Here is a 21,511-nt window from a genome sequence, read left to right as displayed (position 1 = left end):
CGGCGTGTCAGGGCCTGTCCGTCCCCGCCAGGAGGTCCCGCAGCAGATCGGCCAGCTGCCCGGCCCGCTGCGGGCCCAGGGCGGACAGCGCCTCCGTCTGGACCGCCAGTCCCGCCCCGACCGCCTCGTCGACCAGTGCGAGGCCCTCGTCGGTGAGGGTGACGTGCAGCCCGCGCCGGTCGTGCGGGTCGGGGGAGCGGCGCAGCAGCCCCGCCCGCTCCAGCTTGTCCAGCCGCCCCGTCATGCCGCCGGTGGTGAGCATCAGCGTCGCGGAGAGCTGCCGGGGTGAGAGCGTGTAGGGCTCGCCGGAGCGGCGCAGGGTCGCCAGCACGTCGAACTCCCCGCGGGAGATCCCGAACGTCGCGTACACCTTTCCCACCCGCTCGCCGATCGCGTGCGAGAGGCGGTTGATCCGGCCGAAGACCTCCATCGCGGCGGTGTCCAGGTCCGGCCGGACGGTCGCCCACTGCCCGATGATCGCGTCGACGGGGTCCTTGCGCTGCTCGGGGCGTTCGCTCATGCCCCGAGTATCGGCCATGCCCCGCGTATCGGCCGCCAGTCGGTCACCCGCCAGAAAGTAGCTTGATTAAAAGTTGCTTAGCGTTAAGCTACTTACTGCCGACCTACTCGAAGGGTGCCCGCCATGGCCACCTCCCGCGCCGCTCTCATCACCCTCACCGCCCTCGCCCCCGTCTCCTGGGGCACGACCTACGCCGTCACCACCGAGTTCCTCCCGCCCGACCGCCCCCTGTTCACCGCCCTGGTGCGCGCCCTGCCCGCCGGCCTGCTGCTGCTCGCCCTCGCCCGGGTGCTGCCGCGCGGTGCCTGGTGGTGGAAGGCCGCGGTGCTCGGCGCGCTGAACATCGGCGCCTTCTTCCCGCTGCTGTTCCTCTCCGCGTACCGGCTGCCCGGCGGCCTGGCGGCGGTCGTCGGCTCGGCCGGTCCGCTGTTCGTGGCAGGCCTCTCCGTGCTGCTGCTCGGACAGCGGCCCTCGGCGCGCACCCTGCTGACCGGGGCCGTGGCAGCGTTCGGCGTCAGCCTCGTCGTCCTGCGGGCGGCCGGGGCGCTGGACGCGCTCGGTCTGCTGGCGGCCGTCGCCTCGACGGCGTCGATGTCGGCCGGCACCGTGCTCACCCAGCGGTGGGGGCGCCCCGAGGGCGTCGGCCCGCTGGCGCTCGCCGGCTGGCAGCTGACCGCGGGAGGCCTGCTCATCGCGCCGCTCGCCTTCCTGGTCGAGGGCGCCCCACCGGCGCTCGACGGCCCGGCGGTCGGCGGTTACCTCTACCTGGCCGTGGCGAACACGGCGGTCGCGTACTGGCTGTGGTTCCGGGGCATCGGCCGTATGACCGCCACCCAGGTCTCCTTCCTCGTGCCGCTCTCCCCGCTCACCGCGGCCGTCGTCGGCTGGGCGGCGCTCGGGCAGGCGCTGACGCCCGTGCAGGTGGTCGGCATGGGGCTGGCGTTCGGGGCGACGGTGGCCGGGCAGTTCGTCACCCGGCCGTCGCACACCATCGGCGTCAGCGGGGGGGAAAGCCCGCACGGAGCCGGGGGACGTGCGGGGCGGAGCCCTGCGGCGGTAGCAGCGGCCCCGCCCGTCCGAGAGGCGCGGAGGGCAGGCGAAGGGGCGCCCGGCACACGCCGGACGCCCCTTCTGCCGGACGCCTCTTCTGCGGACGCCCCGTCTGCCTGACACCCCTTCCCTCGGGTGTCGAGCCGCCGGGGCTACTCCCCGGCCGCCGCGTCCGCCCGCTGGGCCCGCAGGGCGCGCTCGACGCCCGCGCGGGACTCCGAGACCAGACGGCGCAGCGTCCGGGGTTACTCCCCGGCCGCCGCGTCCGCCCGCTGGGCCCGCAGGGCGCGCTCGACGCCCGCGCGGGACTCCGAGACCAGACGGCGCAGCGCCGCGTTCGGCTCGGCGGACGCCAGCCAGGCGTCCGTCTTGTCCAGGGTCTCCCGGGACACCTGGACCGCCGGGTAGAGGCCGACGGCGATCTGCTGGGCCATCTCGTGGGAGCGGGACTTCCAGATGTCCTTGACCACCTCGAAGTACCGGTCCGCGTACGGGGCGAGCACCTCACGCTGGTCGGTCTGGACGAAGCCGCCGATGACCGCCTCCTGCACGGCGTTCGGCAGCTTGTCGGAGTCGATGACCGACGCCCACGCCTCCGCCTTGGCCTCCGGCGTCGGGCGGGCCGCCCGGGCCGTGGCCGCGTGGCGCTCACCGGCGGCCGTACGGTCCCGCTCGTACTCGCCCGCGATCTCCGCCTCGTCGAACCGGCCGACCGCTGCGAGGCGCTGCACGAACGCCCAGCGCAGCTCCGTGTCGACGACCAGGCCCTCGACGGTCTGCGAGCCGTCCAGCAGCGCGTCCAGCACATCCAGCTGCTCGGGCGTGCGGGCCGTCGCCGCGAACGCGCGCGCCCACGCCAGCTGGTGGTCGCTGCCCGGTGCCGCCGCCCTCAGGTGGGCCAGCGTCGCGTCGGTCCAGCGGGCCAGCAGCGTCTCGCGGGCGGCCGGGTCGGCGTACAGGTCGATCGCCAGCTTCACCTGGCGGTGCAGCGACTGCACCACGCCGATGTCCGACTCCTTGCCGATGCCGGACAGCACCAGCGACAGGTAGTCGCGGGCCGCGAGCTCGGCGTCCCGCGTCATGTCCCAGGCCGACGCCCAGCACAGGGCCCGCGGCAGGGAGGACTCGAAGTCGCCGAGGTGCTCCGTGACGAAGGCCAGGGACTGCTCGTCCAGGCGGACCTTCGCGTACGACAGGTCGTCGTCGTTGAGCAGGATCACGGCCGGGCGGCGCTTGCCGACGAGCTGCGGCACGGGCGTCGACTCGCCGTCCACGTCCAGCTCGACGCGCTCCGCGCGGACCAGCTTGCCGCTGCTCTCGTCCAGTTCGTACAGGCCGACGGCGATCCGGTGCGGGCGCAGCGTGGGCTCGCCCTTGGCGCCGGCGGGCAGGGCCGGGGCCTCCTGGCGGATCGAGAAGGAGGTGACGACGCCGTCCCCGTCCGTCTCGATCTCGGGACGCAGGACGTTGATGCCCGCCGTCTCCAGCCACGCCTTCGACCAGGCCTTCAGATCCCGGCCGGACGTCGTCTCCAGGGCGCCCAGCAGGTCGGACAGGCGCGTGTTGCCGTATGCGTGCGCCTTGAAGTACGCCTGCACGCCGCGGAAGAACTCGTCCTCGCCGACGTACGCGACGAGCTGCTTCAGGACGGAAGCCCCCTTCGCGTACGTGATGCCGTCGAAATTGACGAGCACGTCGTCCAGGTCGTTGATCTCGGCCATGATCGGGTGCGTCGACGGCAGCTGGTCCTGCCGGTACGCCCACGTCTTCATGGAGTTGGCGAACGTGGTCCAGGACTGCGGCCAGCGCGACTCGGGGTGCGCCGCCTGGCAGGCGATGGAGGTGTACGTGGCGAACGACTCGTTCAGCCACAGGTCGTTCCACCACTCCATGGTCACGAGATCGCCGAACCACATGTGGGCCAGCTCGTGCAGGATGGTCTCGGCGCGCACCTCGTACGCCGCGTCCGTCACCTTCGACCGGAACACGTACTGGTCGCGGATGGTCACCGCGCCCGCGTTCTCCATCGCGCCCGCGTTGAACTCCGGCACGAACAGCTGGTCGTACTTCTCGAACGGGTACGCGTAGTCGAACTTCTCCTGGAACCACTCGAAGCCCTGCCGGGTCACCTCGAAGATGGCGTCCGAGTCGAGGTACTCGGCGAGGGAGGGCCGGCAGTAGATGCCGAGCGGGACGGACTGGCCGTCCTTCTCGTACACGCTGTGCACCGAGTGGTACGGGCCGACGATCAGCGCCGTGATGTACGTCGAGATGCGTGGGGTCGGCTCGAACGCCCAGACGTTGTCCTGGGGTTCGGGCGTCGGCGAGTTGGAGATGACGGTCCAGCCCTCGGGCGCCTTCACGGTGAACCGGAAAGTCGCCTTCAGATCCGGCTGCTCGAAGCTGGCGAACACCCGGCGGGCGTCCGGGACCTCGAACTGGGTATAGAGGTAGGCCTGGTCGTCGACCGGGTCCACGAACCGGTGCAGACCCTCACCGGTGTTGGTGTAGGCGCAGTCGGCGACGACCCGGAGGATGTTGCGCCCGTGCAGCAGCCCGGGCAGCGCGATCCGGGAGTCCGCGAAAACCTCGGCCGGGTCGAGGGAGTCCCCGTTCAGGGTCACCTCGTGCACCGCCGGCGCCACCAGGTCGATGAACGACTCCGCGCCGTTCTCGGCCGTCACGTCGAAGCGCACCGTGGTCACGGACCGGTAGGTGCCGCCCTCCTGCGCGCCGGAGAGATCGAGTTCGATCTCGTACGAGTCAACGGCGAGCAGCTGCGCCCGCTGCTGCGCCTCTTCGCGGGTCAGGTTTGTGCCAGGCACGCGGTCATCTCCTCGTTATGGGTGGGTTGCGCCATCTTTCCACGGCGACTCGACGTCAGGCGACGACCCGGGCGTCTCCTAGGGATACCCCTCGGGCGGCGGGAGGCCGGGCGAACGCGACGTCCGGATTCCGCCGGTAGCAAGGCCTCGCGCGCGCGAGCCTGATGAGCATGACGACGACCACGTACACCGCGCGCCCCATCGACCCCCGGGCCCTGAAGGAGCTGCGCACGACGGACGACGCGGGCCGTCCCACGACCTCCTTCACCGACACCGAGGGCGGCGCCCCCCTCCGCTGCTGTCTGCGCCACAGCGAGCCGGGTGAACGCGTCGCGCTGGTCTCGTACGCCCCCCTGCGCCGCTGGGCCGCCGAAACCGGCGCCGCTCCGGGCGCCTACGACGAACAGGGCCCGGTCTTCGTCCACGCCGAGGAGTGCGCGGGCCCGGCCGGTGGGGCCCTCCCCTTCACCGGCTCCCACCGCACCGTCCGCCGCTACTCGGCCGAGGGCCACATCCTGGGCGGACGGCTGGTCCGGGAACCCGGCGCGTTCCGGCAGGCCCTCCGGGAAGCGTTCGACGACCCGGCCGTGGCACTGGTCCACATCCGGGCCGTCGAGTACGGCTGCTTCCTCTACGAGGTGCGCAGGGACTGCGCGGGGGAGAGGGGTCAGCCCTTCAGCTCCGCCGCCACCAGCTCCGCGATCTGGATCGCGTTCAGGGCCGCGCCCTTGCGGAGGTTGTCGTTGGAGACGAAGAGGGCCAGGCCGTTGTCCACCGTCTCGTCGCGGCGGATGCGGCCGACGTAGGACGGGTCCTTGCCTGCGGCCTGGAGGGGAGTGGGGATGTCCGTGACGACGACGCCCGGGGCATCCGCCAGGAGCTCCGTCGCGCGCTCCGGGGAGATCGGGCGGGCGAAGCGGGCGTTGACCTGGAGGGAGTGGCCGGAGAAGACCGGGACGCGCACGCAGGTGCCGGAGACCTTCAGCTCGGGGATCTCCAGGATCTTGCGGGACTCGTTGCGGAGCTTCTGCTCCTCGTCGGTCTCGTTCAGGCCGTCGTCGACGATGTTGCCCGCGAGCGGCAGCACGTTGAAGGCGATGGGGCGCTTGTAGACGCCCGGCTCGGGGAAGTCGACCGCCTCACCGTCGTGGGTGAGCTTGTCGGCGTCGGCGACGACCTTCTGCGTCTGGCCGTGCAGCTCGGCGACGCCCGCGAGGCCGGAGCCCGAGACCGCCTGGTAGGTGGCGACGACCAGGGCTTCCAGGCCCGCCTCGTCGTGCAGCGGACGCAGGACCGGCATCGCGGCCATCGTCGTGCAGTTCGGGTTGGCGATGATGCCCTTGGGGCGGTTCGCGATCGCGTGGGGGTTGACCTCGGAGACGACCAGCGGCACCTCGGGGTGCTTGCGCCACGCGGAGGAGTTGTCGATCACCACGGCGCCCTGGGAGGCGACCTTTTCGGCCAGTGCCTTGGAGGTGGCACCGCCCGCGGAGAACAGCACGATGTCCAGGCCGGTGTAGTCGGCGGTCGACGCGTCCTCCACCGTCACGCCGTCCAGCTCCGAGCCCGCCGAGCGGGCCGAGGCGAACAGGCGCAGCTCGGTGACCGGGAAGTTCCGCTCCGTGAGGATCCTGCGCATGACCGTGCCCACCTGTCCGGTGGCTCCGACGATTCCGACCCTCACGGTGACTCCCTCTCGTGCGTCTCTTCACGTACTCGTTGCTTGGCCGAGGCTTTTCCATCATGCGGCCGACCACGGCCCGCCTGTCCACTTCTTTCCCCGGTCTGCCCGAAGAGTGGGACGGCGTGTCCTGCCCCATGGTTGCGGACCTGCGGTGTCGACCCCGCTGAGCTGGAGGAATTCGTCCGTCCGGGGTCGTGCGCCGCAAGCTCGCCTGCCCATGCCGGCCCCGGCCACACGGAAGTGTGATGTACGCCTCTGCGGCTCCGGCGGAACTCGCCGTGACGGCGGCCGAACGTTCCGGACCGCGCCGGCGTCGTAGGGGAAACACGGTGAGGGGGTGGCTTGTGCTGTTGCGCGGAAGGGCACGGCGCGGCCGGGAGGCGCATGCCGCGACCGGCGACGATCCGCGGAGCGGGGCGGATCCGCTGGACGCGGCGCAGGAGCGTCGGGTGCGGGCGGTGCTGGCACTCGGCGGAGTACCGCAGGCGGACCTGCCGGACGGGGTGCAGCAGGTCCGCCTGCGGTTGCTGGAGCGGGCCGCGAGCGGCCGGGAGGCGCCGCGGGACGTCTCGGCGTGGGCGGCGGTCGTCGCCTCCAACCTCGCCATGGACTGGCACCGGGCCAAGCGCCGCCAGGAGCGGCTCGGGGAGCGGCTGGCGGCGCTGCGCCAGCCGGCGGAGCATCCCTCCGGCGAGGACAGCAGCGTGCTGTCCGTCGCCGTCGCCCAGGGCCTGGACGAGCTGCCCGATGCCCAGCGGCAGGTCGTCGTCCTGCGCTTCTACGCCGACCTGCCGGTCCGGTCCATCGCCGAGCAGCTCGGCGTCCCGGAGGGCACGGTCAAGAGCCGGCTGCACACGGCGGTACGGGCGTTGCGCGCCCGCCTGCACGAGGACGAGGTGGTGTGACGTGACCGCCCGGAACAATGACGACCGGCGTCGCGCGGAACGTGACGGCGGTGCCGAGTACGACGGCATGGACGCGCTGATGGCCGTGCTCGCCGGGGCCCCCGTGCCGCCGGCGGCCCGCGAGGACGCGGCCTACCGGGCCGCCCATGACGCGGCCGCGGCGGACGTGGCACAGCTGCGGCGCCAGCTGGAACTGCTCGGGGACATGCTGGCGCGGACCGGCGAGACGGAGGAAGCCGGGGCGGAGGCCGGGGGCCCGGCCGCGCGAGCGGCGACAGCGGGTCCGGCCGGTGACGCCCTGCCTGCGCGAGCGGCGACGGCGGGACCGGCCGGTGACGCCCCGCCTGCCGCGGACACGGCCGGCCCGGGGGCCGTCGCCGGCTCGTCACCGAGGGGGGCGTCTTCGGAGCGTGGGGGCGGGGACGCGGACGGCAGCTCGCCGGTGCCGGCGGTGGCTGCCGGGTCCGGGCCCGGCGGGGCGCCCGCGGCGGCCGAGCCGGGCGCGGGGGGCGGTGTCGGTGCCGCGCCGGGTGTGGGCGGTGGGGCGACGGTCACGTCGTTGTCCTCGCGGCGTCGCGCCCGGCCGAAACCGCTCACCGTGGCGCTGAAGACACTCGTCGCCGCGGCCGGGGCCACCGTCGTGATCGGGATGGGCTGGCTCGTGGTCCAGAGCGGTGGGGCCGGGGGCGAACAGGACTCGGGGGCGGCCGCCGCCGAGAGCGCCGGCCGGCCGCAGGCCGGTGAGGAGACCACGCTCGGTCACGCCGGGTATCTCGCCTGCGCCCGGCTCGTGATCGAGGGCACGGTCGCCGAGGTGGCCACTGTCCCGGGGACCGGCCAGGACCGCGTCACCGTCGAGGTGGACCGGTACTACAAGCCCGCCCAGGGGCAGAGCCGGGTCTCCTTCCCCTTGGACGGCGATGTCGCGCCCCGGCTGCGCGCGGGCGACCGCGTCCTGGTCGGGATCCCGCAGGGACAGGCCCAGCCGGACCTGTGGGTGACGGGGGAGAAGGAGATCGCCCGCGACCGGGCGTGGATCACCGCCGGCCTGCCCCGGTCACGCACCCTGCCCTGCCCCTAGGTCGTATCGACCCGCGGGGTTGTTCGCACGGCTGATGGGTGGGTGGCCTCGAGTGCGCGAGCCGGGGGTGTGCCCACCGGCAGCACCGGGCGGACGCCCGGGTCCAACCAGTACGCGGGCGTCCGCCCGGCACGCAACGATCCCGTCGTGCCGGCCCACGAGGCGGCCCTGCCGCGCGGCACGGGAGCACGCTCCTCAAGCTCCCGCCTCCGATCGAGCAGGGGGCACCGGATGCGGGGCGACGCGGTGGGGCACCAGAGCGCGGCCTGCGCTCGGGACTCCGGGCGGACGACACGACGTCGCGGGCACCCCTGGTCCGATCGCACCCGCACGACGAAGGGCGGGCGCCCGCACCGCGGACGCCCGCCCTCACTCGGTCGCCGTGAACCGCTACGGCAGAACCTTCTCGATCTTCACGCTGCCCACGCCCGCGACCGTGCCGCGCGCGTTGACCAGCTGGACCTGGCCGAAGAACTCACGCCCCTCGGGAGCGGCCGCCGCGGCGGTGACGCTGCCCGAGACCGTCGCGGAGTCGCCCGTGCCGAGCTTCACCGGAGCCGACCCGTCGACGGTGACGCTGCCGAGGGAGGCGGAGAAGAAGACGTCCTGGTAGTCGTACTCCGTGGTGCCGGCCGGCACCGAGTAGCCGACGACCTCGATCGAGTACTTCCCGGCGGCGGGGGAGGGGATGGAGACCGACTCCTCCGAGTCGCCGTCGGCGGAGCTGCCGACCTGCGTGCCCGACGCGTCGTACACGGCGAGGTCCAGGTCCGCGGCGTTGTCCGAGACACCGCCGATGGCGACGTCCAGCGACTTGGCGCCCGCGGGCACCTCGACCGTCGTGGTCTGCGTCTCGCCCTGCTTGATCGAGGGGCGGGCCACCTTGGCCGAGCCGAGCGGGCCGCCGACCAGCTTGCCGTCGAGCGCGGCGAAGCCGTTCTTCACCTTCCAGGAGGCGGCGGCCGGGCTGCCGACCTTCGCCTCGGCCACGGTCACGGTCTCCGGGTCGAAGGCGGCGCCGAGGACGGCGACGTCCAGCTTGTACGGGTTGTCCAGCAGCGGCGACGTACGGCGCGACTCGACCTCGATCTCCCAGACACCGGCCTGCGGGTCGGCGTAGGAACGCAGGTCCGGGCGGCAGGTGTTGGCCGGGTTGTCGTAGTTCGGGTAGCAGTTGATCGTCGACGTCGAGTCGGACGGGACGCCGTAGGGGTGGATGGAGATGAACCGGGTCTGGCTCTTGTCCTTCAGCCCGCTCATCGCGACCTCGAGGGTCTTCGCGCCCTCGGGGACGGTGACGAAGTAGTGCTGGGTGCTGTTGCGCTGCACCGAGCTCTTCGCGGAGTACGTGTACTTCAGCGGAGCGGAGACCACGACCGTGCTGAGGACCTGGCGGTCGATGCCCTCGGTCTTCGGGTCGTCGACCTCCAGGATCGCGCTCTTGATGCCCGCGGACTTCGGCGAGGCCTGGACCTTGACGGTCACCGGCTTGTTCAGCGGCAGCCTCACCTCGTCCGAGCCGACGATCCGGAACGTGCGGCCCGCGTTGTTCTCGAAGTGCAGCTCGTGCCGGATGGCCTTGTCGGCGCCGGACGTACGGGTCAGGGTGATCTCGTACGTCTTCTTCTGCCCGGCCTTCAGGCCGCCCTCGCGGTCGTAGAGGCCCGTGCCGAAGCCCGGGGTCTTCAGGAACTGGTCGATCGCGGTGTCGACCGGCGCCTTGACCGTGTAGGAGTGCGCGGTGGCGTCGTCGCGGATGGCGTCCCAGGCGTCCTCGATGTTCATGAGGCCCGCGCCCTCCTCGTACGCCTGCACACCCTTGATGTGGTCGGCGGTCGAGGTGAGGGCCGTGCGCAGGGTCGCCGGCGTGAGGTCGATCTTCTTCTGCTTGGCGGCCGAGATCAGCAGCGCCGAGGCGCCCGCGGCCTGCGGGGAGGCCATCGAGGTGCCCTGGAGCATGCCGTAGCCGGCCGGCAGGGAGTAGCCCGCCTCGGCGACCGGCTGGCCCGGCATCCAGGTCTGGATGGTGTTGATCGCGGCACCCGGGGCGACCAGGGTCGGCGTGAAGCCGCCGTCCTCACGCGGGCCGCGTGAGGAGAACGGCATCATCGCGTACTTCTTCTTCACGACCGAGCCGTAGTTGGCGGCCCAGGTCTCCTTGGAGACGGACGCGCCGACCGAGATGACCTTGTCGGCCAGGGAGGGGTCGCCGATGGTGTTGGCGCCGGGGCCGGAGTTGCCCGCGGAGATCACCAGCTGGACGCCGTAGGTGTCGATGAGGCGCGTGTACAGCTCGGCGCGCGCGTTGTTGCCGTCGTTCAGCGCCGGCAGACCGCCGATGGACATGTTGACGATGTCGACACCGCGCTTGGTGACGAGGTCGATCATGCCCTCGGTGAGTGCCACGTTGGTGCAGCCGCCGGACCAGGTGCAGGCGCGCGAGGAGACCAGCTTGGCGCCGGGGGCGGCACCGTCCATCCTCCCGCCGAACAGGCCGTTGGCGGCGGTGATGCCGGCGACGTGCGTGCCGTGCTCGGACTCGATGACGCCGATGTTGACGAAGTCGGACTTCTTGCCGACCCAGGAGCCGCCCAGCGGGTCCATCGGGACGTCCTTGCGGATCTCCACGACGAACGGCTGCCGCTCGGCGACGTCGGTGGCCGGGTCGTCGGTGCCGAAGTACCCGATCCGGTGGCCGTCCTTGTACGGCTTCATCGGGGTGTCGTCGGCGAAGTCGTTGTTGTTGTTCAGGTCGACCCGGACCGTGCCGGACACCGCGTCGTACAGCACGCCCCAGGCGTCGGTGGTGTCGCCGTCGCGGTTGGCGTCGCCCTTGGCGTCACCGCCGGTGGTGTACGACTCCTTGAAGAGGCTGACGGCGTACGAGCCCGCCGGCGCCTTGTACGACTGGCCCTGGTAGGTGAAGGCCGGGCCGGACACGGCCGTGACCATCGGGCGCCAGGTGTTGTCGTTGTCGATGATCGGGTCGGTCGCCGTCACCCAGTCGACGATCTTCCGCTCACCGGTCGTCGTCTTCTGCAGCGCCGGGTGGCCGAGGTCCACGCCGGAGTCGAGGATGCCGATGGTGACGCCGCGGCCGTCCGCCTTCGGGTGGTCCTCGACGAAGTCGACCGCGCCCGTCTCGAAGGACGGGTTGTACGGGTTCTCGGCCGGGGTCTTCTTCCCCGGCGCCCGGTACTTCCCCTTCGCGGCCTTGGCGCCCTTGGCGGTGTCCGCGCTCGGCGTCGGGTCGTCCAGCGGGATCTCCTCGCGCAGGTCGATGCCGTGCACGGAGGAGAGCTTGGCGGCGGCGGCGATCGCCGAGTCCGCCTTGGCCGTCGGGACGGTGGCGCGGACGTAGCCCAGCTTGTCGTCGGCCCGGCCCACCGAGCCGCCCTTGACCGCGTCCAGCTGCCCGGCGACCTGCTCGGTCTTCCCGGGTGCGGTGGCGATCATCATCGTGACGGTCTTGTCGCCGTCGGCCTTGGCCTCCGCGAGCAGGTCCGCGTCGTCCGAACCGAGCTTGGCGTGCGCGGACTTGACGGTGGGGTCGGCCGGGGCGTCCGTGCCGGGACCGTCGGCGGAGAAGGCCAGGGGGATCGGCCCGGCCGCGGAGAGCGCGGCGACGATACCGGCGGCCACGGCGATGCGGGCCACGCGTCTCGGGCCCGATATGTGATCGCGCGGGGTGGGAGGGGTCATCGGCATCCCTTGTAGGTAAAGGAACGAGCGGGAAGCGACCGGGACCGATCGGTCGCGGTCGCCAACGGTCCGAACGGCAAGCCCGGACGATCGCACAGCCTTACGCAAGGGGAAGTTCTTTGGGGAGGGTTGACCGAAACGAAGTAGAGGTATGGGGAAAACCCGCGATTCGTTTTGTGGGCATCAGTCCTGAAGGTGGCGGAGAAATCGGTTAACGTCCCCTCGTGCGACAGAAGTTGAGGGTGGCGGCCTACGCCGTATGCGTCCGGGGCGGGCGGATCCTGCTCGCCCGCTCACCCGCCCAGGACGGCACCCCGAGTGGGTCCTGCCGGGCGGCGGCATGGAGCACGGCGAGGATCCCTACGACACCGTCGTGCGGGAGGTGGAGGAGGAGACCGGGTACCACATCGAGGTGACCGGACTGCTCGGCGTGGACTCCTCCCACCGCGTCTTCCGCGAGGGCCTGCGGCCCCCGGTCGACCATCACGGCGTCCGGTTCGTCTACGAGGGCCGGATCATCGGCGGCGCACTGCGCAACGAGGTGAACGGCTCCACCGACCTCGCCGCCTGGCAGGACCTGGACGCCGTGCCCGGTCTCGTCCGGGTGCCGATGGTCGACATAGCCCTGCGCATGTGGCGCGAGCGCCCGGTCACCGGACGGCTGGCCAAGGTCCCGGAGTAGGTGCCCTGCCCCGGAAGATGAACGCCGCGTGACCGGACACGGGCCGGTCCCGGAGCAGGCGACGACGCGCAGGGTAGTCCAAGATACACGTTCGGTGATCGGCGCCGCGCGTTGCCGCCGCGTTTACGCGCAGGTCATTCCCGCTGCCAACGATCCAGTACGAGCGGGGTGTTCGGGTCGCCGACGCCCCGCGACCATTGCCGACGCGTTCGCACTCGGGGAGAGAAGCGCATGTCGCGCACACGCTCAGTCGCCGGCTCCGGCCAGGGCATCCACCGTCGTTCCGTCCTCGCCGCCACCGGCGCGGTCGCCCTGTCCGGGGGCGTCGGTTACGCCCTGCGGCCCAGTGACAGCGAGGCGGCCACGGTCGAGGAGAGCACCGACGCCGCCGTGGCGGCCTCCTCGCGCCGGGCACCCGCCGCGCCACTGGCCCCGTACACCAAGGGCACCACCGTGGCGTCCGTCGCCGCCCCGCGCGGCAGCTCCGGCTACCGGCGCCTGGGCGACGGACCCGGCTGGAAGCGGGTCGTCCGCTCCGAGCTGGCCGCGCCCAAGCCCGGCCGGGCGGGCCGCCGTACCGCGCTCGCCGCCTTCGTGCAGCTCACCGACCTGCACATCATCGACGCCCAGCACCCGCTGCGCCTGGAGTACCTGCGCTCGGCCGATATCCACGCCTGGCGGCCGCACGAGGCGCTGACCGTGCAGGGCGCGATCGCCCTCGTGGAGCGGATCAACGCCCTGCGCGGCGCCCCCGTCACCGGCGCTCCGCTGCACTTCGCCATGACCACCGGCGACAACACGGACAACAACGCCAAGTCCGAGCTGGAATGGTTCATGAAGATCATGAGCGGCGGGCGCATCACGCCCAACACCGGCGACCCGCGCCGCTATGAGGGCGTCCAGAACAGCGGCCTCAGGCAGTACTGGCAGCCGGACGCCGCGGTCCGCGACACCGACAAGCAGGCCGGCTTCCCGCACCTCGACGGTTTCCTGAAGGCCGCCATCCGGGAAGTGCGCAGCCCCGGCCTCAACCTGCCCTGGTATTCCACGGTCGGCAATCACGACTCCCTGCCCATGGGCTGTTATGCCTCGCACGGTGACTCGTACCTCACCGAACTCGCCGTCGGCGGCAAGAAGCTGATGAACGTGACCGCGGCCGAGGCGCGGCGGCTCCAGGCGCAGATCAAGAAGGCCCGGGACCCCGAGGGCGTCCGCTACCACGACTTCCTCACCTCCCACGCCCGCTCGATGCGTTCGGTCACTCCCGACGAGCGGCGCGCTCCCTTCACGCCGGCCGAGTACCTCGCAGCGCACCTGGACCCGGCCCACCGCGGTGTCGGCCCGGCCGGCCACGGCTACTCCTTCGCCAACCTGGACGCGGGCACGCAGTACTACGCCTTCCGGATCTCCGAGGACGTCATCGGCATCAGCCTGGACACCACCGACGCCGCCGGCCACTACCAGGGGTCCATCGGCACGGCCCAGATGAGATGGCTCGACAGGACACTGCGGGACAACAAGGACTCCTACGCGGTGATCTTCAGCCATCACACCAGCAAGACGATGACGAACCTCCGCCGTGATCCGGCCAGGCCCAACGAGCGCCGTCACAACGGCCAGGAGGTCCTCGCCCTGCTCGGCAGCCACCCCCGGGTGCTCGCCTGGGTGAACGGCCACATCCACAAGAACGTCATCACCCCGCACTCCGCGCCCGGTGGCCGTTCCTTCTGGGAGATCTCCACCGCCTCCCACGTCGACTTCCCGCAGCTCGCCCGGATCATCGAGCTGACCGACAACAAGGACGGCACGATCTCCCTGTTCACCACGCTGGTGGAGTCCTCGGCCCCGCACCGCACCGACTTCTCCGACCTCTCCCAGACCGGCCTCGCGGCGCTCTACCGCGAGCTGTCCCTCAACGCCCCCGGCGCGAAAACGACCCTCGGCGGCGACCCGGACGACCGCAACACCGAGCTGGTGCTCAAGAAGGGGTGAATGTCCCGGGGGTGGAGTCCCGGGCTCGCACGACCGACACCACCGGCCGTGGTGCTGCGCTCGCCTCCTGTTCCACGGGGCGCCGGAGAGGCGGTTGAGGTCCGTCACCACCGGCGACGGTCGCCGCTCCCTCACCCTCCACGAGCCGCTACGACGTGCCCGTCGCCGCGGGCCTGGGCGGCGAGGAGCGAGTCCACACCGCGAGGAGGGGCCGCCGATGCGTCCCGGCGGCCCCTCCTCTCCCCTGCTGGTGCTGCCCCGGTTCGTCACTACCGGGGCAGCACCACGACACACGCGGCCGGTTCGCGGTCGGCCGAGGCCATCAGGGCCGTGCGGACCACCGTCGCCTGCTGGTCCGGGGAGTCGCGGAGCTTGCGCGGTGTGATGTGGACGACCGTGATGCCGAGCCGCTCCAGGTGCTCGCGCTTGCGGGCGTACTCGGACCACAGGGCGTCGTCGTCCTGACGGGGCGCCCGGGTGTCGAGTTCCACCGCCACCGCCTGGTCGGGCCAGTACGCGTCGAGGCCGCCGAGGCAGGGGCCGCCGGGCAGGCGCAGGTCGACGTTCCAGACCGGGTCGGGCAGGCCGTACTCGTGGACCATGCGGTACAGGCGGTCCTCCGCGCGGGCCCGGCCCTCGGCGAGCAGGGACTCCACCGCGTCCACCACATGGGGGCGGCTCAGCAGCCGGGCCTGGTTCAGCTCGCGGACCACGGCCGTCGGGTCGCAGTGTCCGCTGCGGACCGCCTCCGTGAGCAGCCGGCGGACGACGCCGGCGTCCGCGAGTTCGGCGACCGCGTCGGCCAGCGCTCGGGCGACCGGCGCCACCGGCACCCCGGTGACCTGCTCGGGTGCGGGCAGGGTGGACGTGCGGACGATGCGCACGCAGCCCGTCGAGCGCAGCCGCCGCAGTCGCGGGACCAGGATGTCGATGGTGTCCAGGGACGGCAGCGGGGGAGTGGAGGAGAAGCCGTGCAGCGTCAGCGCGGCCAGGCCCGTGATCATCACCTCGGGGTAGGCGGGGGCGTGCGGTCCGCTCGCGCCCGGCTGGGCCGGCACCCCGGTGCCGCGCTCCCGCGCCGCGTACATCAGCACCGCGTGCAGCCGCTCCTCGCTGGTCGGCGGGCTCGGGTGGAGCAGCACGACGCCGGGGAGGATCTGCTGCCAGGGGCCGCCAGCGCGGCACTGCTCGTTCGTCTCGGCCGTGGAGACGCCGTGCGAGCGGAGCTGGGCCGTGGTCATCACGCGGGGGCGCCCGCCGCCGGACAGGTGGCGCAGGGGGCGGGGGGAGAGCGGGGTGTTGTGGGTCATGTCCCGCAGATTCCCGCGTCCCCACCCCTCTTGAACCGCTGTTACAGGGCCGTCGACGAATATGGACAACCCAGCCCTAAAGGACGGGTGTTCGGTTGCCGAAAACCCCTGGTCCGTTCGGGTGCGGACCAGGGGTTACGGCTTACGGGCACTCATCTCGTAACGAAGGCCGAACGCCCGGATCTCAGGCCAAAGCTACTGGTCAGAGGCCTCGTCGCACGCCTGTCCACGCAACGCCCGTGCCAGATCGTCACGGGACTCCAGCACCAGCCGGCGCAGCGCCGGGGCCGCCTCCTCGTGGGCGGCCAGCCAGGCGTCCGCGGCGTCCAGCGTCTGCCGGGACTGCTGGAGGAACGGGAACAGGCCCTGCACCACGTGCATGCCGATCTGGATCGACCGCTCGGCCCACACCCGCTCGATCGCCGCGAAATACTTCTCGGCGTACGGCGCGATCAGCTCGCGCTGCGAGTCCTGGGAGAAGCCCGCGATGGTCGCCTCGACCATGGCGTTGGACAGCGCGTCCGACTCCACGACCCGCGCCCACGCCTGGGCCTTGACCGCCGCGGACGGGCGGGCGGCCAGACAGCGCACCTGGTGGCGCTTGCCCGAAGCGGTGTCGTCCCGGCTCAGTTCCTCGGCCAGCACTTTCTCGTCCACGGCACCGTGCGCGGCCAGCGGCTCCAGGAACACCCAGCGCAGCTCCTGGTCCAGGTCGAGACCCTCGACCGTCGCGGTGCCCGCGAGCAGGTCCCGCAGCAGCTCGAAGTCGGCCTCGGTGGTGGCCGTCCGGGCGAAGAACCGTGCCCAGGCCAGCTGGTGCTCGCTGCCCGCCCCGGCCGCGTACAGCTCACGCCGCGCCCCCTCGGCGAGCAGCCGGGCGCTCGACTCGCGCCGGGCGGGCGCCGTGTAGTGGGTGACCGCCGACTCGGCCCAGGCGTGCAGCATCTGCACGACGCCGATCTCGGACTCGCGCCCGCCGAACCGCAGCACCAGGTCCACGAACTCCCGCGCCGGGAGCAGCGCGTCGCGCGTCATGTTCCACAGCGCCGACCAGCACAGGGCGCGCGCCAGCGGGTCGGTGACGGCTCCCAGGTGCTCGCGCAGGGTCGCCAGGGAGGTCTCGTCGAAGCGGATCTTGCAGTAGGTCAGGTCGTCGTCGTTGACCAGGACCAGGTCCGGGGCGTCGGCTCCGGCCAGGTCCGCCACGACCGTCCGGGGACCGTCGACGTCGGTCTCCACGCGCGCGTACCGCTCCAGGGCCCCGTCGCCCGTCACCCGGTACAGGCCCACCGCCACCCGGTGCGGGCGCAGTTCGGGGTGTGACTCGGCTGCCTCCTGCACCACCGCCAGCTCCTCGACGCGGCCGTCCGCGCCGAGCAGCACCTGCGGCGTCAGCGCGTTCACCCCGGCCGTCTGGAGCCAGGACCGCGACCAGGCGCTCATGTCCCGGCCGCTGGTCTCCCCGAGCACCGACAGCAGATCCCCGAGGCGCGTGTTGCCGTACGCGTGCCGCTTGAAGTAGCGCCGGGCGCCCTCCAGGAACGCCTCCTCGCCGACGTACGCCACGAGCTGCTTCAGCACCGACGCGCCCTTGGCGTAGGTGATGCCGTCGAAGTTGAGCTTGGCGTCCTGGAGGTCGCGGATGTCGGCCGTGATCGGGTGCGTCGAGGGCAGCTGGTCGGCGCGGTAGGCCCAGGCCTTGCGGCGGTTGGCGAAGGTGATCCAGCCGTTCTTGAAGCGCGTCGCGCCGACGAGCGAGAACTCGCCCATGAAGTCCGCGAAGGACTCCTTCAGCCACAGGTCGTCCCACCACTCCATGGTGACCAGGTCGCCGAACCACATGTGCGCCATCTCGTGCAGGATGACGTTGGCCCGGCCCTCGTAGGACGCCTGCGTCACCTTCCCGCGGAAGATGAACTCCTCGCGGAACGTCACCAGGCCCGGGTTCTCCATCGCGCCCAGGTTGTACTCGGGCACGAACGCCTGGTCGTACTTCCCGAACGGGTACGGAAAGTCGAAGTGGTCGTGGAAGAAGTCCAGGCCCTGCTTGGTGACGAGGAACACGTCGTCGGCGTCGAAGTAGGGGGCGAGGCCCTTGCGGCACAGGGCGCCGAGCGGGATCTCCAGCGTCGTGCCGTCGGCGAGGGTGCGCGTGTAGGAGTCCGTCACGTAGTGGTACGGGCCCGCCACCACGCAGGTGATGTACGTCGAGATCGGCTTGGTCTCGGCGAACCGCCACACCCCGTCGGCCTGCTCACCGGCCCCGTTGCTCCACACCGTCCAGCCCTCGGGGGCCCGCACCTCGAAGCGGTAGGGGGCCTTCAGGTCGGGCTGCTCGAAGGTGGCGAAGACCCGGCGGGAGTCGGCCGGCTCGTACTGGGTGTACAGGTACACCTCGCCGTCCTCCGGGTCGACGAAGCGGTGCAGGCCCTCGCCGGTCCGGGAGTAGGCGCACTGGGCGTCGACCACCAGCTCGTTGTCCGCGGCCAGGTCCTCCAGTGCGATCCGGCAGCCGTCGAAGACCTCGCCGGGGTCCAGATCACGGCCGTTGAGTGAGACGGCCGTCACACTCGGCGCGATCAGGTCGGCGAAGCTGCTCGCCCCGGGCTCGTTGCAGCGGAAGCGGATCGTCGTGACGGAGCGGAAGGTGCGGGGCCCGTCCCCCCGGACCTCACCGATCGCGGACCGCAGGTCGAGGGACACCTCGTACCCGTCGACGCTCAGCAGGGCGGCCCGCTCCCGGGCTTCGTCGCGGGACAGATTCTCACCGGGCACGGGCGGCACTCCTCAGATGTCGTGGGGCACGGGCTGAACAGGACCGATCCTGCCACGTGCACCTGACACGGGGCAGCCGGGAATGACGGCAGCGCGTACCGGCGTTGCCGGGGAAACGGTTTCCTCGTGAGGAGAGACATGTCGGACAAGACCCCCGTCGACTTCTGGTTCGACCCGCTGTGCCCCTGGGCCTGGATGACCTCCCGCTGGGTGCTGGAGGTGGAGAAGGTCAGGGACATCGAGGTGCGCTGGCATGTCATGAGCCTCGCCGTCCTCAACGAGGACAAGCTGGACGAGCTGCCCGAGGAGTACCGCGAGCTGCTGGAGACCAAGGCGTGGGGCCCCGTCCGGGTCGTCATGGCCGCCCAGCAGGAGCACGGCCCCGAGGTCCTCGGCGACTTCTACACCGCGCTCGGCACCCGCATCCACAACCAGGACGAGGGCCCCGGCAAGGAGACGGTCGCCGCCGCCCTGAAGGACCTGGGCCTGCCAGAGTCCCTCCTCGAGCACTGGGACTCCACCCCGTACGAGGCCGAGCTGCGCGCCTCCCACAAGGAGGGCATCGACAAGGTCGGCCAGGACGTCGGCACCCCGGTCATCGCCGTGCCCGGTTCCGACGGCGAGCAGATCGCCTTCTTCGGCCCGGTCGTCACCCCGGCCCCGCAGGGCGAGGAGGCCGGCCGCCTCTGGGACGGCACCCTCGCCGTGGCCTCGGTCCCCGGCTTCTACGAGATCAAGCGCACCCGCACCAAGGGCCCGGACTTCTCCAACCTGTAGGCCTCACGTCGAGGCGTCGGCTTCCGGGTTCATCAACTCCTCCGGGAGCCGGCCCCCGCCTGCCCGGTGGTCCCAGGGCTGGTACCACCGGCAGCCCGCGGCGGTGCAGCGCCACAGGTCCGTGCGGTTGGTCCCGAGGGCCTTGCGCTCGGTGGGCTTGAGCGGCGCGAACACCTGAGTGCCGCCGCCGCCACAGGTCGGGCAGTGCTTGTCCTTGAAGAACATCAGCGCCTCCTTGCCATCACCGCCAGGTCAGGGAAGTCGGCCACCACCGCGCCGACCCCCAAGCGGTAGTACAGCGCGTACGCGGCGAACGCGTCCCCGAAACCGGTCGGTCCGCTCCCCGTGTCGCCCTCCCGGGGCAGGAACTGGTGGTCCGCGCGGAAGGTGGCGGAAGGTGCGGGGCCCGATCCGCGGGCCCGCCGCCTGCGCGTCCGCGACGAGGCTCGGGCCGGCGACCGAGGGCGTGTCCGGCCCGATCCGGTCCGCGTACCGGGCGATGCCCGCTGGGCCCGCCGGGGTCATCATGTCCCGGTAGGTCGTGGACGGCAGGTCGAACGGGCCGCCCGTCGCCCCCAGCGCCGGCCACGGCGGCACCCCCGGATCCGTCATGCGCCGCAGGCTCGTCGGCTCGCAGGACCGCACGACGCACTCGCGTCGGCCGAGCCGGTCGCGGCGGACCGCGGCCGCGAGCGCGGGCTCCAGCGGCAGGCCGATCGACCGGAAGCACGCCGGTGCTCGGTCTGCGAGCCGCATGCGACTCCCCTTCGTCGCAAGCGGGTTCACCGACGCGCCCGGGCCCGGGCCTGCGCCAGCCGCTCCAGGTGCCGCTCGTAACCCCGCGTGTAGAACGCGGTCCGGCCCGGGTCCGGCTCGACGACCGTCGTCGGTCTCGTCCACGCCACCGCGTCCAGCGCCACCCCGTAGCGCTCGGCCGCCGCCAGGACCGCGCCCCGCGCCCCCACCTCGCCTTCGACGACCCGCAACGGCCTGCCCAGCACATCGGCCAGCAGCCGTATCCAGGCGGAGCTGCGCGTGCCGCCCCCGCAGACGGCCAGGTTCCCGGTGAGGCCCGCCGCCTCCAGGCAGTGCCGGGCGGCGTACCCGATGCCCTCACAGGTGGCACGGACCAGATCACCGCGGGTCGACTCCAGGGAGACACCGCTGAGTTCGGCACGCAGACGCGGCTCGACGAAGGGAGCACGTTCACCGGAGGGCGCGAAGTACGGCAGCACGCCGACACCGTTCGCACCCGGAGGCGTCGCCGCCAGCAGGCCGTCCACCTCGTCGTGCCGCACCCCCGTCGTCGACAGCACCCAGTCCAGCGCCGCCGTGCCGACCATGGCGGGCATGGCGCGCAGCCAGTGCCCGGGCCGGTCGGTGGAGATGTACAGGCCCGCCGGTTCCCCGGTCAGGTCGAGCCCGGTCGTGGCGACCAGACTGGCCAGACAGGTGCCGACGATCAGCAGACCGTCCCCCGGGGACGTCACCCCGGCCCCCAGCGCACAGGCCGGCAGGTCGTACGGGCCGTTCGCGATCCGGGTCCCGGGCGGCAGGCCCTCGCCCCGCGCCCCGGCCGTGGCCACCGGGTCGCTGACCGGGGCGAGCAGTCCCCGGCGGTGCGCCAGCCCGAGCAGCTCGACGACCCCGTCGTCGTAGGCCCGGGTCCGCGGGTCGAGGAACGGCATCGACGCGTCCGACACATCGGTCGTCGAACCGGCTCCCGTCAGACGCTGGAACACCATGTCCTTGCAGTACAGGGCGGCCTTCGCGGTGTCGAGCGCCCGCGGTTCGTGACGGTCCAGCCAGGCCAGCAGCGGGCCCGGGCAGCCCGGGAACATCGCGCTGCCCGTCCGCCGGAACACCGTCTCGAACGTGCCGTCGGCCAGCCAGCGGTCGACGAGTTCGTGCGCCCGCCCGTCCATCCAGGAGGCCGCCGCCCGCACCGGCCGCCCCTGCGCGTCGACCAGCCACACCCCGTCGCCCTGCCCCGTGAGCCCGGCCAGCTCGACCGGGCCGGGGACCCGCTCGGTGACCTCGCCGAGCACCGCGACGACCGCCCCGTACACCTCCTCCATGTCCTGCTCGACGACCCCGCCGTGCAGGGAGAGACCCACCGGGCGCGCGGCCACGGCGAGTTCACGGCCCGTGGCGTCGAAGGCCGCCGCCTTGACCATGGACGTGCCCACATCGATACCGACGTACATG

13 protein-coding genes and 2 pseudogenes are annotated in these 21,511 nt (G+C 72.2%); 7 read left to right on the top strand and 8 right to left on the bottom strand.

Annotated features, from left to right (window positions below; all coding sequences use genetic code 11):
• Positions 1-7 precede the first annotated feature (7 nt).
• Entirely contained in the window at positions 8-520 is a 513-nt protein-coding gene (locus tag ABTX62_RS20465; RefSeq protein ID WP_352117484.1) for a MarR family winged helix-turn-helix transcriptional regulator, read from the bottom strand.
• Positions 521-643: 123 nt separating this feature from the next.
• Between ABTX62_RS20465 and ABTX62_RS20460 the strand changes: the two genes are divergently transcribed.
• Positions 644-1,690 (top strand): EamA family transporter, encoded by a 1,047-nt coding sequence (locus ABTX62_RS20460; protein ID WP_352117483.1) that lies wholly within the window; start codon positions 644-646, stop codon positions 1,688-1,690.
• Between the two features lie 125 nt (positions 1,691-1,815).
• Here ABTX62_RS20460 and pepN (ABTX62_RS20455) read toward each other — a convergent pair whose 3' ends face one another.
• The gene (gene pepN / locus ABTX62_RS20455) at positions 1,816-4,395 is read right to left on the bottom strand and encodes an aminopeptidase N (protein ID WP_352117482.1); all 2,580 of its coding nucleotides are present in this window, start codon (positions 4,393-4,395) and stop codon (positions 1,816-1,818) included.
• A gap of 170 nt (positions 4,396-4,565) precedes the next feature.
• Between pepN (ABTX62_RS20455) and ABTX62_RS20450 the strand changes: the two are divergent.
• A pseudogene (locus ABTX62_RS20450) lies at positions 4,566-5,042 on the top strand (DUF1203 domain-containing protein); the annotation flags it as partial.
• A 20-nt stretch (positions 5,043-5,062) separates the two neighbouring features.
• Here ABTX62_RS20450 and ABTX62_RS20445 read toward each other — a convergent pair.
• Positions 5,063-6,079, bottom strand: coding sequence for an aspartate-semialdehyde dehydrogenase (locus tag ABTX62_RS20445; protein ID WP_352117481.1), 1,017 nt, complete (start codon positions 6,077-6,079; stop codon positions 5,063-5,065).
• A 347-nt stretch (positions 6,080-6,426) separates the two neighbouring features.
• Here ABTX62_RS20445 and ABTX62_RS20440 point away from each other — a divergent pair, with 347 nt between their 5' ends.
• Positions 6,427-6,984 (top strand): sigma-70 family RNA polymerase sigma factor, encoded by a 558-nt coding sequence (locus tag ABTX62_RS20440; protein ID WP_352117531.1) that lies wholly within the window; start codon positions 6,427-6,429, stop codon positions 6,982-6,984.
• Position 6,985: 1 nt separating this feature from the next.
• The gene (locus ABTX62_RS20435) at positions 6,986-8,065 is read left to right on the top strand and encodes a hypothetical protein (protein ID WP_352117480.1); all 1,080 of its coding nucleotides are present in this window, start codon (positions 6,986-6,988) and stop codon (positions 8,063-8,065) included.
• Positions 8,066-8,455: 390 nt separating this feature from the next.
• Here ABTX62_RS20435 and ABTX62_RS20430 read toward each other — a convergent pair whose 3' ends face one another.
• Positions 8,456-11,767: a S8 family serine peptidase gene (locus ABTX62_RS20430; RefSeq protein WP_352117479.1), complete on the bottom strand. Its 3,312-nt coding sequence runs from the start codon at positions 11,765-11,767 to the stop codon at positions 8,456-8,458.
• A gap of 242 nt (positions 11,768-12,009) precedes the next feature.
• On the opposite strand from ABTX62_RS20430, the pseudogene ABTX62_RS20425 reads away from it, so the two are divergent.
• A pseudogene (locus tag ABTX62_RS20425) lies at positions 12,010-12,449 on the top strand (NUDIX hydrolase).
• A gap of 231 nt (positions 12,450-12,680) precedes the next feature.
• Positions 12,681-14,441, top strand: a complete 1,761-nt coding sequence (locus tag ABTX62_RS20420; protein WP_352117478.1) for a TIGR03767 family metallophosphoesterase — start codon at positions 12,681-12,683, stop codon at positions 14,439-14,441.
• A gap of 269 nt (positions 14,442-14,710) precedes the next feature.
• On the opposite strand, the gene ABTX62_RS20415 is transcribed toward ABTX62_RS20420, so the two are convergent.
• Together ABTX62_RS20415 and pepN (ABTX62_RS20410) are read right to left on the bottom strand one after the other, a co-directional pair.
• Positions 14,711-15,751 carry a hypothetical protein gene (locus ABTX62_RS20415; protein WP_352117477.1) on the bottom strand — a complete coding sequence of 347 codons (1,041 nt, stop codon included), beginning with the start codon at positions 15,749-15,751 and terminating at the stop codon, positions 14,711-14,713.
• A 195-nt stretch (positions 15,752-15,946) separates the two neighbouring features.
• Positions 15,947-18,526 (bottom strand): aminopeptidase N, encoded by a 2,580-nt coding sequence (pepN, locus tag ABTX62_RS20410; protein ID WP_352117476.1) that lies wholly within the window; start codon positions 18,524-18,526, stop codon positions 15,947-15,949.
• Positions 18,527-18,664: 138 nt separating this feature from the next.
• On the opposite strand from pepN (ABTX62_RS20410), the gene ABTX62_RS20405 reads away from it, so the two are divergent.
• Entirely contained in the window at positions 18,665-19,303 is a 639-nt protein-coding gene (locus ABTX62_RS20405) for a mycothiol-dependent nitroreductase Rv2466c family protein (RefSeq protein ID WP_352117475.1), read from the top strand.
• Between the two features lie 3 nt (positions 19,304-19,306).
• Here ABTX62_RS20405 and ABTX62_RS20400 read toward each other — a convergent pair whose 3' ends face one another.
• Both ABTX62_RS20400 and ABTX62_RS20395 read right to left on the bottom strand, forming a co-directional pair.
• A complete protein-coding gene (locus tag ABTX62_RS20400; RefSeq protein ID WP_352117474.1) occupies positions 19,307-19,528 on the bottom strand; it encodes a hypothetical protein in 222 nt (73 codons plus the stop codon).
• A gap of 557 nt (positions 19,529-20,085) precedes the next feature.
• The gene (locus ABTX62_RS20395) at positions 20,086-21,510 is read right to left on the bottom strand and encodes an FGGY family carbohydrate kinase (protein ID WP_352117473.1); all 1,425 of its coding nucleotides are present in this window, start codon (positions 21,508-21,510) and stop codon (positions 20,086-20,088) included.
• Between the last annotated feature and the right edge of the window lies 1 nt (position 21,511).

Origin of the sequence: Streptomyces sp. NPDC096046 (assembly GCF_040303285.1) — a bacterium.
GTDB lineage: Bacteria > Actinomycetota > Actinomycetes > Streptomycetales > Streptomycetaceae > Streptomyces.
This window is presented reverse-complemented; position numbering and strand designations above follow the sequence as displayed.